This is a genomic window from Xanthomonas cannabis (assembly GCF_040616535.1).
GTDB classification, from domain to species: domain Bacteria; phylum Pseudomonadota; class Gammaproteobacteria; order Xanthomonadales; family Xanthomonadaceae; genus Xanthomonas; species Xanthomonas cannabis.
Genome location: NZ_CP136580.1, coordinates 2,022,479 through 2,035,913, shown reverse-complemented (window position 1 = coordinate 2,035,913; position 13,435 = coordinate 2,022,479). Strand labels below are relative to the sequence as shown.

13 protein-coding genes and 3 tRNA genes are annotated in these 13,435 nt (G+C 65.2%); 10 read left to right on the top strand and 6 right to left on the bottom strand.

Annotated features, from left to right (window positions below; translation table 11 throughout):
• Positions 1 to 91: 91 nt before the first annotated feature.
• Both RZV17_RS08820 and dapA read right to left on the bottom strand, forming a co-directional pair.
• A complete protein-coding gene (locus RZV17_RS08820) occupies positions 92 to 610 on the bottom strand; it encodes a hypothetical protein (RefSeq protein ID WP_047694141.1) in 519 nt (172 codons plus the stop codon).
• Between the two features lie 16 nt (positions 611 to 626).
• Positions 627 to 1,535 (bottom strand): 4-hydroxy-tetrahydrodipicolinate synthase, encoded by a 909-nt coding sequence (gene dapA / locus RZV17_RS08815; protein WP_047694139.1) that lies wholly within the window; start codon positions 1,533 to 1,535, stop codon positions 627 to 629.
• A gap of 92 nt (positions 1,536 to 1,627) precedes the next feature.
• Here dapA and RZV17_RS08810 point away from each other — a divergent pair, with 92 nt between their 5' ends.
• The 9 genes from RZV17_RS08810 (at position 1,628) to RZV17_RS08770 (ending at position 7,179) form a co-directional block, all read left to right on the top strand.
• Positions 1,628 to 2,254, top strand: coding sequence for a glycine cleavage system protein R (locus RZV17_RS08810; RefSeq protein ID WP_081419256.1), 627 nt, complete (start codon positions 1,628 to 1,630; stop codon positions 2,252 to 2,254).
• Positions 2,255 to 2,266: 12 nt separating this feature from the next.
• The gene (locus RZV17_RS08805; RefSeq protein WP_104580140.1) at positions 2,267 to 2,617 is read left to right on the top strand and encodes a ribonuclease E inhibitor RraB; all 351 of its coding nucleotides are present in this window, start codon (positions 2,267 to 2,269) and stop codon (positions 2,615 to 2,617) included.
• Between the two features lie 37 nt (positions 2,618 to 2,654).
• Entirely contained in the window at positions 2,655 to 3,137 is a 483-nt protein-coding gene (locus RZV17_RS08800) for a peroxiredoxin (RefSeq protein ID WP_104580139.1), read from the top strand.
• 82 nt (positions 3,138 to 3,219) lie between these two features.
• Entirely contained in the window at positions 3,220 to 4,617 is a 1,398-nt protein-coding gene (locus RZV17_RS08795; protein WP_104580138.1) for a PhoH family protein, read from the top strand.
• Positions 4,617 to 5,102, top strand: coding sequence for a hypothetical protein (locus tag RZV17_RS08790; RefSeq protein ID WP_355608686.1), 486 nt, complete (start codon positions 4,617 to 4,619; stop codon positions 5,100 to 5,102). Before RZV17_RS08795 ends, RZV17_RS08790 begins: the two co-directional genes overlap by 1 nt.
• An 83-nt stretch (positions 5,103 to 5,185) precedes the next feature.
• Positions 5,186 to 5,995 carry a bifunctional hydroxymethylpyrimidine kinase/phosphomethylpyrimidine kinase gene (gene thiD, locus RZV17_RS08785; protein ID WP_355608683.1) on the top strand — a complete coding sequence of 270 codons (810 nt, stop codon included), beginning with the start codon at positions 5,186 to 5,188 and terminating at the stop codon, positions 5,993 to 5,995.
• Positions 5,992 to 6,891, top strand: coding sequence for an alpha/beta fold hydrolase (locus RZV17_RS08780; protein ID WP_355608680.1), 900 nt, complete (start codon positions 5,992 to 5,994; stop codon positions 6,889 to 6,891). The genes thiD and RZV17_RS08780 overlap by 4 nt, the downstream gene beginning before the upstream one ends.
• A gap of 40 nt (positions 6,892 to 6,931) precedes the next feature.
• Positions 6,932 to 7,008, top strand: a tRNA-Arg gene (locus RZV17_RS08775).
• 94 nt (positions 7,009 to 7,102) lie between these two features.
• A tRNA-Arg gene (locus tag RZV17_RS08770) sits at positions 7,103 to 7,179 on the top strand.
• Positions 7,180 to 7,424: 245 nt separating this feature from the next.
• Here the strand turns inward: RZV17_RS08770 and RZV17_RS08765 are convergent.
• On the bottom strand, positions 7,425 to 8,417 hold the full coding sequence (locus RZV17_RS08765) for a DedA family protein/thiosulfate sulfurtransferase GlpE (protein WP_047694125.1): 993 nt from the start codon (positions 8,415 to 8,417) through the stop codon (positions 7,425 to 7,427).
• A gap of 44 nt (positions 8,418 to 8,461) precedes the next feature.
• The gene (locus tag RZV17_RS08760; RefSeq protein ID WP_355608676.1) at positions 8,462 to 9,406 is read right to left on the bottom strand and encodes a LysR substrate-binding domain-containing protein; all 945 of its coding nucleotides are present in this window, start codon (positions 9,404 to 9,406) and stop codon (positions 8,462 to 8,464) included.
• A 135-nt stretch (positions 9,407 to 9,541) separates the two neighbouring features.
• On the opposite strand from RZV17_RS08760, the gene RZV17_RS08755 reads away from it, so the two are divergent.
• A complete protein-coding gene (locus tag RZV17_RS08755) occupies positions 9,542 to 10,243 on the top strand; it encodes a pirin family protein (protein ID WP_039563828.1) in 702 nt (233 codons plus the stop codon).
• A gap of 186 nt (positions 10,244 to 10,429) precedes the next feature.
• Here RZV17_RS08755 and RZV17_RS08750 read toward each other — a convergent pair whose 3' ends face one another.
• A complete protein-coding gene (locus RZV17_RS08750; protein ID WP_355609269.1) occupies positions 10,430 to 12,373 on the bottom strand; it encodes a PAS domain S-box protein in 1,944 nt (647 codons plus the stop codon).
• An 899-nt stretch (positions 12,374 to 13,272) separates the two neighbouring features.
• Positions 13,273 to 13,365 (bottom strand) — tRNA-Ser (locus tag RZV17_RS08745).
• Positions 13,366 to 13,435: the final 70 nt, after the last annotated feature.

Genomic DNA, 13,435 nt, shown 5'->3' with positions numbered 1-13,435 from the left:
CGCGCCCACGGCGCAGCCGCAACCCGACACCGCATAACGCAAAACGGGCGCCAGGGGCGCCCGTTTTGCTATCCAACCAACTGAACCGGCCTCAGCCGCCAAGCTTGCTCTTGAGCGAGCTGATCACCGCCACCGGTGCCGCTGCCGTGGCCGGCATGCCGCGCGGATCAACTGCCGAGACGTAGCTGCCCGCATCGACCTTGACCACGCGCACCAGGAAGCTGGAGCCTTCGTAGCTCACATCGTAGGAACCCAGCATCTGCGCCTTGCTGGCGATGGTCAGGCCCGGAATCTCGGCCAGAGCCGTGCCGACCTTGGCGAACACCTCATCGCGCTCGCCGGCCACGGTGAAACCGCTGTTGGCGCTCGCCGACGGCGGCGTGTTGGTGTTCTGTTGCGTGGTGGAGGCCAGGGTCGGCACCTTCATCGCACCCGAGGTGTCGGGCAGGTTCAGGTCCGGCGGCACTTCCAGCGGCCGGGCTTCCGGGGCCAGCGCATAGTCGCCGCGCGCGCCCTTGTGAAACCAGCTGCAACCGCTCGTGGCAGCGACGGTGGCGGTCGCCAGCAACGCGAGCGACAGCACGCGGACGGGGGAAACGGAATGACGCATCGATAGATCTCCTGGGTCAGGCCGCGAGCATTTCGCGGCTGGAAAGCGCTTCCAACGCAATGGCGTCGGCGGCAAGGCGGTCGGCGGCAGGCTGGTGCGCCGCGGAAAGTGGCAGCAGCGGCAAGCGCAGGCCATGCCCGATCCCGGCGCGCTGCAGCAACGCCTTGACCGGGATGGGATTGGATTCGATCCCGCAGAAGCTGTGATATTCGCTCAGGCGCGCATCCCAGGCGGTGGCAGCCTCGTGCTGGCCATCGCGGGCCAGATCGCACAGGCGACGGTAGGCTGCCGGCAAGGCATTGGATGCCACCGACACCAGCCCCGCGGCGCCGGACAGCATCGCGTGCGCCGCGCTGCCGTCATCGCCGCTGAGCACCACGAAGCTATCGCTGCGCAGTGCCACCAGTGCGGCAATGCGCTCGGGCTCGCTACGGGCCTCCTTGATGCCGACGATGCTGGGGTGCCCGACCAGCTCGGCCACCGTCTCAGGCAGCAGGTCGCAGCCGGTGCGGCCAGGCACGTTGTACAGCACCACCGGCAAGCCGCCGTTGTCGGCCACCGCCAGGAAGTGTGCTTTCAGCCCGGCCTGGGTCGGACGCACGTACGGCGGCGTGACCACCAACGCGTACTGCGCGCCCAGCGCGGCGGCGCGGCGTGTCTGCGCAATGGTCTTGGCGGTACCGGACAACCCGGTGCCGGCCAGCACCGGCACTCGGCCGGCCACCTGCGCCACCGCAGCGCGCAGCAGCGTGTCGTATTCGTCGTCGCTCAGCGCGGCGGCTTCGCCGGTGGAGCCGGCGACCACGATTCCCTGCACGCCACCGTGCAGCTGCTGCTCCAGCAGTCGCCGCCAGGCATCCAGGTCGAGTGCGCCATCCGGACCGAAAGGGGTCGCCAGCGCGGTGATGATGCCGGAAAGGGACAAGATTCTGCTGCTCTTACGTGACAGGGAAGGCCCGCGCGGGCGCGGGTTGAGACCACCCGCATGTTACTTGCGGCGCGAAACCACGGGCAAGTATGCTGGTCACCGCCAGGGCGCCTGCCCGGGCGGCCATTCAGCCTGATGCAATGCCGGAAGCCCCTTTGACCGACTCGACACCCCGGCCTTTGCCGACCGAAAACCACCTCCTGATCAACGCCTACACGACGCATCCGGAGTCCCCCCTGTTGCCCGTCACCCGCCGCATCGCCGACAGCGGCTGCAATCTCGTGGACGCCCGTCTGGCCACGGTGGGGCGCGATGTCTCGGTCACTGCACTGGCCACCGGCTCCTGGGATTCGGTCGCCAAGCTCGAGGCGATGCTGACCCGGCTGGAACGCGAGGAAGGCCTCAAGCTGGTGTGGTACCGCACCGGCCCCAAGCAGACCCAGTCCAACCTGCTGCCCTACATCGTCGAAGTGATCGCCGCCGACAAGCCCGGCATCCTGTTTCAGCTGGCCGACTTCTTCGACCGCCAGGGCATCACCATCGAAAACCTGCAGAGCACGCGCTACCGCGCCATGCAGACCGGCGCGGAGATGTTCTCTGCGCAGGTGACGATCGGGGTGCCGGCCAACATGCACATCGCCGCATTGCGCGATGATTTCCTGGAATTCTGTGATCACCTCAATCTCGACGCGATCATGGACCCGATGAAGTTCTAAGGCAGACGCACCATGGCCATCGCCCAATACGCGCTGAAACAGATGTTCGACCACATCCGCTCCGAGACCGACTGGAACCTCGATGGCCCGCTGCGCTGGGAATATTTTTTTGCCGATCCGGCGCAGGAACCGCTGCAGAAACTCGCCGAGCAATTGACCCAGGATGGCTACCGCGTCATCGATATCTTTCTCGGCGAACGCGACGAAGACGATGGCGACGACGAGGAGTCGTATTTCCTGCATGTGGACAAGAAAGAGCACCACACCATCGAGTCGCTGAATCAGCGCAATGCGCAGTTCGACGCACTCGCCAAACGTTTCCATGTGGCTGCTTATGATGGGATGGATGTCGGCCCGGCCTGACCGCGCCGCACGCCCCTCCCGCTGAGGCTGAGCAACGATGACCGACGCCGTACTGCAACTGCCCGCCGCAACCTTCGACCTGCCGCTGTCGCTCTCCGGCAGCGCCCAGGCCAGCCTGCGCGACTATGCCGGCAAGTGGCTGGTGCTGTACTTCTACCCTAAGGACAGCACCCCCGGCTGCACCACCGAAGGCCTGGACTTCAACGCGCTGCTGCCGCAGTTCAAAAAAGCCGGCGCCGTGGTGTTCGGCGTCTCGCGCGATTCGGTGAAGTCGCACGACAACTTCTGCGCCAAGCAAGGCTTCACCTTCCCGTTGATCAGCGACAGCGATGAAGCGCTGTGCCGCGCCTTCGACGTGATCAAGGAAAAGAACATGTACGGCAAACAGGTGCTCGGCATCGAGCGCAGCACCTTCCTGCTGTCGCCCGAGGGGCATGTCGTGCAGGCCTGGCGCAAGGTCAAGGTCGCCGGCCATGCCGAGGCCGTGCTGACTGCAGTGAAGGCGCACGCCAAACAGTGACACCCCTCGCCTCCCGCGTCCTCCATCACCCTGCACCTGCAGGCGTGATGGCTCGCCCCTGCTCCATCACTTGGAAGACCCAATGACCCGAGGCAAGCGCATCTACGTGCTGGACACCAACGTGCTGATGCACGATCCCACCGCGCTGTTCAAGTTCGAAGAACACGATGTGTTCCTGCCGATGCAGGTGATCGAGGAGCTCGACAACGCCAAGAAGGGCACCTCCGAAGTCAGCCGCAATGCGCGGCAGGTCAGCCGGTTCCTGGACGAATTGCTGGAAAACACCAACGCCGAGCAGATCCAGGCCGGCATCCTGCTCAGCCACCCGCAGGGCATCCAGCTCAAGGGCCAGGCCGCGATCGGCCGTCTGTTTTTTCAGATCAAACCGATCGACCCGGGCCGCACCTTCGGCGCCATGCTGCCGGACAACAAGATCCTGGCCTCGGTGCTGGCGCTGCGCGAAGAACATCCGGACGTGCCGGTCATTCTGGTGTCCAAGGACATCAACCTGCGCATCAAGGCCTACATCAGCGGCCTGGTGGCGGAGGACTATCAGAACGACCGCGCGCTGGACGATTTCAGCCTGCTGTTCACCGGCGCCATCGAGCTGCCGGAAGACTTCTGGCAGAAGCACAACGAAGACCTGCGCAGCTGGAACGAACGCGGCCGCACGCACTACGAGATCGTGCTGGCCGAGGACGAAGACTGGTACCCCAACCAGTACCTGTATTTGCCTGGCGAAGACGAAGTGGAACTGCGTGTGGCCAAGGTCGGCGGCGGCAAGGCCACGCTGTGTCTGGTGGACGACTTCCGTAGCGGCCAGCATGCGGTGTGGGGCATCGTGGCGCGCAACCGCGAGCAGAATTTCGCGCTCAATGCCTTGATGGACCCGGAGATCGATTTCGTCACCCTGCTCGGCACCGCCGGCACCGGCAAGACCCTTCTCGCGCTCGCCGCCGGCCTGGCGCAGACCATGGACCAGCAGCGTTACCGCGAAATCATCATGACCCGCGCCACCGTCAGCGTGGGCGAAGACATCGGCTTTTTGCCCGGTACCGAAGAAGAAAAGATGACGCCGTGGATGGGCGCGCTGACCGACAACCTGGAAGTGCTCACGCACAACCAGGAAGGCGGCGCATGGGGGCGTGCCGCCACCAACGACCTGCTGGCAAGCCGCATCAAGATCCGTTCGATGAACTTCATGCGCGGCCGTACCTTCCTGTCGCGGTACCTGATCCTGGACGAGGCGCAGAACCTCACGCCGAAGCAGATGAAGACGCTGATCACCCGTGCCGGCCCCGGCACCAAGATCGTGTGCCTGGGCAACGTCGAACAGATCGACACGCCCTACCTCACCGAAACGACCTCGGGCCTGACCTACGCGGTGGATCGCTTCAAGGCCTGGCCGCACAGCGCGCACATCACGCTACGGCGCGGCGAGCGATCGCGCCTGGCCGACTTCGCCTCGGAGGTGTTGTGATGCGCGCACTTCGCGGCGCGGTGGCGCTGGCCGTGCTCGCGCTGGCCGGCTGCGCCACCACGCAGGGGCCATCCAGCGTGCCGACCAATCTCAAGAACGGGCAGTCGTGGATCATCACCCGGCAGGGCGTGGCCGAGCAGGTGCTGCAGACCTGCTCGCGCGACAGCCCGGCGCGTCATCCGGACCAGATCACCGGCTACTGGGCACCGAACCATCAGCAGATCGAACAGCTCGAATCCCGGCAGGACGCGTTGACGCCCACCATCGCCGAGCCGCGCGAGTTCGACCGCCAGTACGTGGGTGTGGTGATCGGGGGCCAGCAGCTGATCTACATCAACGCCTTCAAGCTGCCGAACACGCCGCAGATGAAACCGGCCACCGAGGCGATCCAGGCCTGCGATGGCGGCAACATGTTCTGGGGTGCGTTGTACGACCCGCAGACCGGCGCGTTCTCGCAGATCGCGGTGAACGGGGCACCGCCGTGATCCTGCGGTAAGCACTGGCAGGCGCAGGCAGCGTTCAGACACCGGTTCTGCACAGCTGCAATCGGACCGTGCAGAATCGGCGCATGACCACGCCCAGCACGCTGTCCGCATTGACCATCGCCGGCTCCGATTCCGGCGGTGGTGCCGGCATCCAGGCCGACCTCAAGACCTTCGCCGCGCATCGCGTGCACGGGTTATCGGCGATCACCGCCTTGACTGCGCAACATACCCGCGCCGTCACCGCCGTGCACATCCCGCCGCTGTCGTTTCTGCAGGCGCAGGTGGATGCCTGCTTTGCCGATTTCCAGATCCAGGCCGTCAAGCTCGGCATGCTGGCCAATGCCGACGTCATCCATTGCGTGGCCGACCTGCTCGAACGGCATCGCCCACCATTCGTGGTGCTCGATCCGGTGATGGTGTCCACCAGCGGTGCGCGCCTGCTTGAAGACGCCGCGCTGGACGCCTTGCGCACCCGTCTGCTGCCGCTGGCCACGCTGGTCACCCCCAACACGCCCGAAGCGGAGCTATTGACCGGCCGCCGCATCGACGACGCCGATGCCGCCGAGCACGCCACCGCCGCGCTGCTCGATCTGGGCGCCAACGCGGTGCTGCTCAAGGGCGGCCATCTGCACGAAGGCGCACGTGTGTTCGATCGCTTCGATGACGGCGTCACCCAGGATGTCTTCATGCATCCACGTGTGCAGGTCGACGCGCATGGCACCGGCTGTAGTCTGTCGGCCGCGATCGCCGCACAACTGTGCCAGGGCCTGTCGCTCCTCAATGCCTGCGAAGCGGCCATCGACTACGTGGCACGCGCAATCCACCTCGGCCAACGCCCCGGGCACAGCGATGTGCTGGTGCTCGACCACTTCGGCGCTGCGCACGGCGCATGAGCGTACACCTCACCACCATGAGCGCGAGCGCCGCCGACGGGCACCGCTGGCAGGTGATGCGCCACGCGCCGGCACAGCCACTGGCCGCGCTGCTATGGCTGCCGGCCTTGGGCGTGGCGGCGCGGCATTATCAACCGTTCGCGCAGGTGCTCGCATCGGCGGGCATCGCGGTGTATCTGCACGAATGGCGTGGCCATGGCAGCAGCAGCCTGCGCCCGTCGCGCGAGCACGATTGGGGTTACCGCACGCTGCTGGCCGAGGATCTTCCGGCCAGCCACGCCTTGCTGGATCGGTACGACCCGCAACTTCCACGCATCCTGGGCGGCCATAGCCTGGGCGGCCAACTGGCCTGCTGCCACGCCGCGCTGCGGCTCACGCCGGCGACGCACGCCTCTCCGCTTGCACAGCTGTGGCTGGTGGCCAGCGGCTCGCCCTACTGGCGCCATTTCCCGCGTCCCATGCGCTATGGCCTGCCGTTGGCGTTTCGCGCCCTGCCGTGGCTGGCAAAGCTGCAAGGCGTGCTGCATGGGCGCAGGCTTGGCTTCGGCGGGACCGAAGCGCGCGGCCTGATCGCCGACTGGGCACAGGTGGGCCGCAGCAACCGCTATCGCGCCGCCGGCGCGACCTGGGACCTGGAACATGCACTGGGTGCATTGACCACTCCGATCACTGCGCTGACCTTCGCACGCGACAACTTCGGCCCGCCGGCGGCGTTGCACGCACTGCTGGGCAAGATGCCGCAGGCACATGCCCGGCTGCAGCACCTGCAGGATGCGCAGCTGGGCGTGCGCAGCGATCACTTCGCATGGATGAAGGCGCCCGCTGCAGTGGCTGCCGCGCTCGTTGGCAGCCTTGATGTCGAGGTCAACGGCAATCGAAGTTCACAAAGGGATTGACGAGTACGTCAGGCATCCGCATAATTCCGCTCCTGACGAGGCGCCCGTAGCTCAGTTGGATAGAGTACCTGGCTACGAACCAGGCGGTCGGGAGTTCGAATCTCTCCGGGCGCACCATCTTCAGGAACCACAAAAGACAGCATTGAACCGCTGTCTTTTCAGTTGAACGTCCAGCTGTGTTGCAGCGGATGGCAAGTCAAAAACAAGATATGCGCCCGTAGCTCAGTTGGATAGAGTACCTGGCTACGAACCAGGCGGTCGGGAGTTCGAATCTCTCCGGGCGCACCAATCTTGAAGAAAACGACCAGCTTGCTGGTCTTTTTTTTGCCCGTCGTTTGCTCCCTGCCCTGCACGTCCGGTATTGCAACCACGCAAGGGCGAGCCGCGGCATGACGCTGGAAACCAGGACAAGATCGCCGTTGCGTTCAACACCCGGGACATGGATGGCCGCGCGCATCGCCGTGCAGTGCGAATGGTCGCGCTGCCGACGCAAGCGGCTTTCACCGCGCACGTCGAACGCCTGCACACGACGATCAAGCCGTGGCGCGCACCGCTTCCGCGTCGCCCACCACCACGACCGGCAACAACGAGGTCACCGGATGGCCGGCGTCGCGCCATGCATCCAGCCCGCCGCGCAGCGGGCGCACATCGCGATAGCCGCGCTCACGCATCCGCCCCGCCAACCAGGCCGCAGACACTTCGTCCGGGCATGCGCAATAAATCACCACACTGCGCTCGCGCGGCACGCTGGCCAGGATCTGCGCAAGCTGACGCTCGTCGGCAAATACCGCGCCAGGGATCGTGTAGGGCTGCAGGTCGCGATACCCCGGTGCCCGGATATCCAGCACGGTGGGCCGCAGGCTTTCATCGCCATCCAGCAACGGCACCAGCTCGTCCACCGCGATGCGCGCATGGTCCAGCGACCGCAGCAGGCTGTGGCGGCGCCACCAGCGCCAGCCGACGTAGCCCGCCAACAGCGCTACGAGCACCGCCACGGCTCCGGAGCCCAGCTCCGACAGGAAGCCGAGCACATCCTGCACCTGATCGGCGAACACGGCCCCCAGGCCCAGCCCGACCAGGGCCCACAGCGAGGCACCGAACGCGTCGTAGCGCAGGAAGGCGCCGGGCCGTACCCGCATCGCGCCGGCCATGGGCACCGACACCATCGACAGGCCCGGCACGAACTTGGCCACCGCCAGCACCCGCACACCCCAGCGCGAGAAAAACCGCTCGGTCTGCTTCATGCAGGTATCGCGCGACAGCGACAACCGGCACAGCGACTGCAAGGTGCGGTTACCGAAACGACGGCCGGCCAAATACCAGGCCAGATCGCCCAGCAGGCTGGCCAATACCGACACGCCCCACGCCGCCAGACCGGCCAGCCACGCATCGCTACCACCGCGCAGCGCGTAACCGGCCCCAACCAGCACCAGTGTCGGCAACGCCGGAACCGGCAGCCCGAGCGACAATGCCAGTACGTTGGCGAATACCAGCGCCAGTCCGTACTGTTCGATCAAGCCTTGCATGCGAGGACCCTGCGCGACGGCGAGCGGCCATTATCCGCTCTCGGTCATGCCACCGGCTGCCTGGCAGCAACGAAACGATACGTTTCGGCAAGCGACTGCAACCAGTGCGCGAACAAGTGGTCGCGGCGCAGGGCACGCCGCCACCACCCCAGCGCTTCGCCCTCCTCGCCCGGCCGCCACGCCAGGTAGAACGTCTCGTCGGCTTTGGGGGTTTCCACGGGCACTTCGACCAGCAGGCCGTCGTGCAGCGCGCCGCGTGCGTACGGCTCGGGCAGGAAACCGTAGCCGGCACCGCCAAGCTGCAGCAGCAGCTTGGTGTGCATGTCCGGCACAGTCAGCACATCGCGCCCGGACAATAGGCCGACGGTACGCGGCAGCAGACGCCGCGCCGAGTCCGCCACGGCAATCGCCCGATGCTCGGCCAGCTCGGCCACGCCCAGTCGTTGCGCGCCCGCCAGAGGATGCGCGGCCGCCACCGCGAACACGAAGCGCAAGGTACCGATCGGCTCGGCGACATAGCCGCCCCCGCTCGGCCCCTCGCCGGCCGCCACGATTAGGTCCACACGCCGATCCAGCAAGGCCTCCCAACTGCCGGACAGCGATTCGCTGAGCACGCGCAGCCGGGTGCTGTCGGCCACCGTGTAGAAGTCCAGGATCTGCGGTTGCAACAACGCCGCCGGCAGGACTGCGTCCAGCCCGATCGCGAAATCCGACTCCCAACCCGAGGCTACTCGCCGCACCCGCACCTCAAGCTCCTGCGCGGCGCGCAACAGGTGCCGCCCTTCGCGCAATAGCTCGCGTCCGGCCTGCGTCGGCGTCGCCTTGGGGCCGACCCGCTCGAACAGCTGCACTCCCAGGTCCTCTTCCAGCTTGGACACCGTGTAGGAGATGGTCGAGGGCACCTTGAACAACACCTTGGCCGCTGCGGCAAAGGAGCCACGGCGGTCGATCGCATCCAGGATCTGCAAGGCCTCGAGGCTGATTTTCATTGTTCGAATTTTTCGATGATAGCGACCAAATCTACTCGCTTTTTCTCCCGCGCGTACAGGCAGAGACTACGTATCAAGCCGCTGGGACAGCGATTCAGCCCCAGCGCCAATTCGAATCTTTCAAGGAGCAGCATCATGTTGAATGTCCGCAAGAGCGAAACCCGTGGCCGCGCCGAACATGGCTGGCTGTCCTCGCGCCATACCTTCTCCTTTGCCAGCTACCACGATCCGCGCCATATGGGCATCGGCCCGCTGCGGGTGATCAACGAAGACAAGGTGGTTCCGGGCGAAGGCTTCGGCACCCACGCCCACCGCGACATGGAGATCATTTCCTACGTCCTGGGCGGCGCGCTGGAGCACAAGGACAGCATGGGCACCGGTTCGGTGCTGCACTACGGCGATGTGCAGCGCATGAGCGCGGGCAGCGGCGTGACCCATAGCGAGTTCAATCACTCGTCCAGCGAGCCGGTGCACTTCCTGCAGATCTGGGTGATGCCCGAGCGCAACGGCATCGAACCGAGCTACGAAGAAAAGCACTTCGATGCCGACAGCAAGCGCAACCAACTGCGCCTGATTGCCTCGCCCGGCGGCGAAGACGGTTCGCTCCGGTTGCACCAGGATGCACGCCTGTATGCCTCGATCCTGGACGGCGACGCACGCCTGCAACAACCGCTGGCCGAAGGGCGCATCGGCTACGTGCAGGTGGCGCGCGGCAGCCTGAGCATCAATGGGCAGGCGTTGTCGGCCGGCGACGCCGTGCAGATCATCGGCGAGCCGGAGATCGTGCTGGCCGATGCCCGCGATGCAGAAGTACTGGTCTTCGATCTGCCCAAGTAAGTGCCGATACGCCACTGCGGCACGCGCAGGCTTGCGCGGCCTGCAGCGGACGGGGGCACACGTCAAAACACAAAGCCCGCGTCTGCGGGCTTTGTGTCGTATGCGGGTGTGCTCGTCCTGTCATCCACGTCTGACGCCCCTGGCAGACATCATGCCGCGCTGATGCCTCCATGTACCGCCTTGTGCCTAGGCCGCCTGCGGCTTCATGTCCGCAGCGGCCGGTGCGCCGGCTGCCGCAGCGCCGGGATCGTCACCATTGACCAGCGCGAACAATGCGTCGGCATCGGCTTCAAGCACGCGCGCCGATCGCGCCAGATCATCGACCATCTGTGCCTGGTCGCGCGCCTGCACGCCGATCGATTGCAGCGCCGTGTTCGCGGTCGAAATGTCCTGCGCCTGCTCCTGGCTGGCCGCCGCGATCTGCTCCACGGTCGCGGTGACGCGCAGCACCGAGGTCACCACATCCTGCATCACGACACCAGCCTGTTCGGCCAGGCGCGAGCCATCGCCGACCTGGTCGGTCGCGTTGTCGATCAGCGAGCGGATTTCCTTGGCCGAAACGCTGCAGCGCTGCGCCAGACTGCGCACTTCGGTCGCCACCACGGCAAAGCCACGGCCCTGCTCGCCCGCCCGCGCCGCTTCCACAGCGGCATTGAGCGCCAGGATATTGGTCTGGAAGGCGATGCCGTCGATGACCTCGATGATCTGGCCGATCCGGTCGGTGGCCGAACGGATCCCGGCCGTGGTCTTGACCACGTCGGCAATCACGTCCGCACCGCGCCGCGCCACGGCAGCCGACTCCTCGGCCATGCGTCGCGCCGAGCCGGCATTGTCGGAATTGGCGCGCACCGTCGCGGCCAGCTGATCGATCGTGCAGGACGTCTGCGCCACCGCGCTGGACTGCGTGGACACGCGGTTGACCAGGTCCTGGTTGCTGGCGGAAATATGATGCGACTCGCGCTGCACGTTCTGCGCGATGCTCATGGTCTGCCGCATGAGGTCACGCATGCGTTCGGCCGAGCGCACCTGGTCGGTCACGTCGGTGGCGTACTTGACAACCTTGTACGGGCGTCCGGACACATCCAGGATCGGGTTGTAGGACGCCTGGATCCACACCGCACTGCCGTCCTTGTGCAGGCGGCGATACCGGCCCACATCGAACTGGCCGCGCGCCAGCTTCGCCCAGAAGTGGCGGTACTCGTCGGACGCGCGGTAGGCGGCATCGACAAATACGCCATGGTGCTTGCCGATCGCCTCTTCCGCCGCATACCCGAGAATCGCCAGAAAGTTGTCGTTGGCAGCCAGCACGCGGCCGTCGAGATCGAACTCGATGACCCCCATCACCTTGTCGATGGCGCGCATGCGGCCATCCGCATCGGCAGAATCGATCACCTGGCGCGTCACATCGGTGGCGTACTTGACGACCTTGTATGGTCGACCCAGTGCATCGAGGACGGGGTTGTAGGACGCCTGGATCCATACCTCGGCACCGTCCTTGCCGATGCGCTTGTAGCGACCGGCATCGAATTCCCCGCGACCAAGCGCGCCCCAGAACGCACGATAGGACGCCGACTGACGCGTTTGCGCATCCACGAACATGCCGTGGTGTTTGCCACGGATCTCATCGAGCCGATAGCCCATCACCTGCAGGAAGTTCTGGTTGGCATCGAGTACCGTGCCATCCAGCGAAAATTCGATGACTGCCATGACCTTGTCGATCGCGTCGATCCGCCCTTCGAAATCGGCGGTCTGCCGCACCTGCTCGGTAATGTCGGTGGCGTACTTCACCACGCGGTAGGCCTTGCCCGCTCGGTCCAGCAACGGATTGTAGGAAGCATTGATCCAGACCTCGCGGCCGTGCTTGTCCAGGCGGCAGAAACGCCCTGCGTTGAAATCGCCGCGCCGCAGCCCCGCCCAGAACTGGCGATAGCTTTCGCTGTCGCGATCGCTCTTGGTCACGAACATGCGGTGATGCTGGCCGACGACCTCGTCGCGCCGGTACCCCATCAACGACAGGAAGTTCTGGTTGACTTCGAGAATGCGGCCATCCAGATCGAATTCGATCACCGCCATCACCCGGTCCACCGCGTTGGCCTTGTGCTGCAGCCCACGGCTCCAGGAAGAGAACAGGCGTCCAAGCAACGATAGGCGCATCACATCGACATCCGAGATATGGGTCACCCCCTTAACGACCTGCGCACCGGTTACTTGACCGCAATTGCAACCGGCGTCTCGCGCGGTTCAGATGCAGCCAAGCTGCGAGCCGACCACAGCCAGGCAGGTTCACCGTGGGGGACATCAGACGGCCGTCTTGGCTGCCGGCGTCACTGCCTCAATCGACAAGTAAACGCGCTTCAACAACTGGCATGTACGGGCGATGCCATGAGCTCCGGATCCAGAGGCGATCGCGCCCACGAGCTGGATCTCGGATGCACTGCATGTGCGCAGGGGCAGCTCGCCGCGTCAGATCAGCCATTGCCTGTGTTGCACGCATCCCAGCGATGAGCACTGCGCGCACACGGAGTCTGGTTTGCCGCACCCAGCCGCAGTGAAGCTCACAACGGTCGATACCCGGCACCTGGGATCACTGGTTGGCCGTCACTTCCAGACGCGGGCCGCATGCACGCCCGGCGACGTAACTGCGCTTTTCGCAGCACAGCATCGCATTGCGTGCTCACTCATCGGGTTGGACGCACAAGAACGATACGTGAGTGCAATGCACGTCGTCGCTGTGCGCGATCGGCGTTCGGCATGGCAGTAGTGAGAAAAGTGGCACCCCGGATGACCAGATCATGCATTCGCTGCGATGACTGACACGAAATCCACGTTGCAGGCGCAAAGCAACGGGAATCGATCGGGGATGCCCAATTGGACGGAACGCAGAAGAAATCGATGCGCCTTCATCCGCGATCTGCCATTGGCCGCCTTACCACGTGCTGCTTAGCAGACAATCGCACGCCGGAACGCGCTTCACCCAGACCAGAAACAAAAACGCCTGCAAATCAATGATTTGCAGGCGTTCGGAACACTGGCGGAGCGAGAGGGATTCGAACCCTCGATAGAGCTTTTGACCCTATACTCCCTTAGCAGGGGAGCCCCTTCAGCCGCTCGGGCATCGCTCCAGTTTTTGCGTCCTGCCGGGATGTCCGTGGCAGGCCGCGAAGAATACCGGGTAACAGGGGCTAACGTAAA

Excerpts from the sequence above, each read along its gene's own strand:
- RZV17_RS08760 (WP_355608676.1), bottom strand. The coding sequence starts at position 9,406 with ATGAAAATCAGCCTCGAGGCCTTGCAGATCCTGGATGCGATCGACCGC.
- RZV17_RS08765 (WP_047694125.1), bottom strand. The coding sequence starts at position 8,417 with ATGCAAGGCTTGATCGAACAGTACGGACTGGCGCTGGTATTCGCCAAC.
- RZV17_RS08755 (WP_039563828.1), top strand. The coding sequence starts at position 9,542 with ATGTTGAATGTCCGCAAGAGCGAAACCCGTGGCCGCGCCGAACATGGC.
- RZV17_RS08810 (WP_081419256.1), top strand. The coding sequence starts at position 1,628 with ATGCTGGTCACCGCCAGGGCGCCTGCCCGGGCGGCCATTCAGCCTGAT.
- RZV17_RS08795 (WP_104580138.1), top strand. The coding sequence starts at position 3,220 with ATGACCCGAGGCAAGCGCATCTACGTGCTGGACACCAACGTGCTGATG.
- RZV17_RS08805 (WP_104580140.1), top strand. The coding sequence starts at position 2,267 with ATGGCCATCGCCCAATACGCGCTGAAACAGATGTTCGACCACATCCGC.
- thiD (WP_355608683.1), top strand. The coding sequence starts at position 5,186 with ATGACCACGCCCAGCACGCTGTCCGCATTGACCATCGCCGGCTCCGAT.
- RZV17_RS08780 (WP_355608680.1), top strand. The coding sequence starts at position 5,992 with ATGAGCGTACACCTCACCACCATGAGCGCGAGCGCCGCCGACGGGCAC.
- RZV17_RS08800 (WP_104580139.1), top strand. The coding sequence starts at position 2,655 with ATGACCGACGCCGTACTGCAACTGCCCGCCGCAACCTTCGACCTGCCG.
- RZV17_RS08790 (WP_355608686.1), top strand. The coding sequence starts at position 4,617 with ATGCGCGCACTTCGCGGCGCGGTGGCGCTGGCCGTGCTCGCGCTGGCC.
- RZV17_RS08820 (WP_047694141.1), bottom strand. The coding sequence starts at position 610 with ATGCGTCATTCCGTTTCCCCCGTCCGCGTGCTGTCGCTCGCGTTGCTG.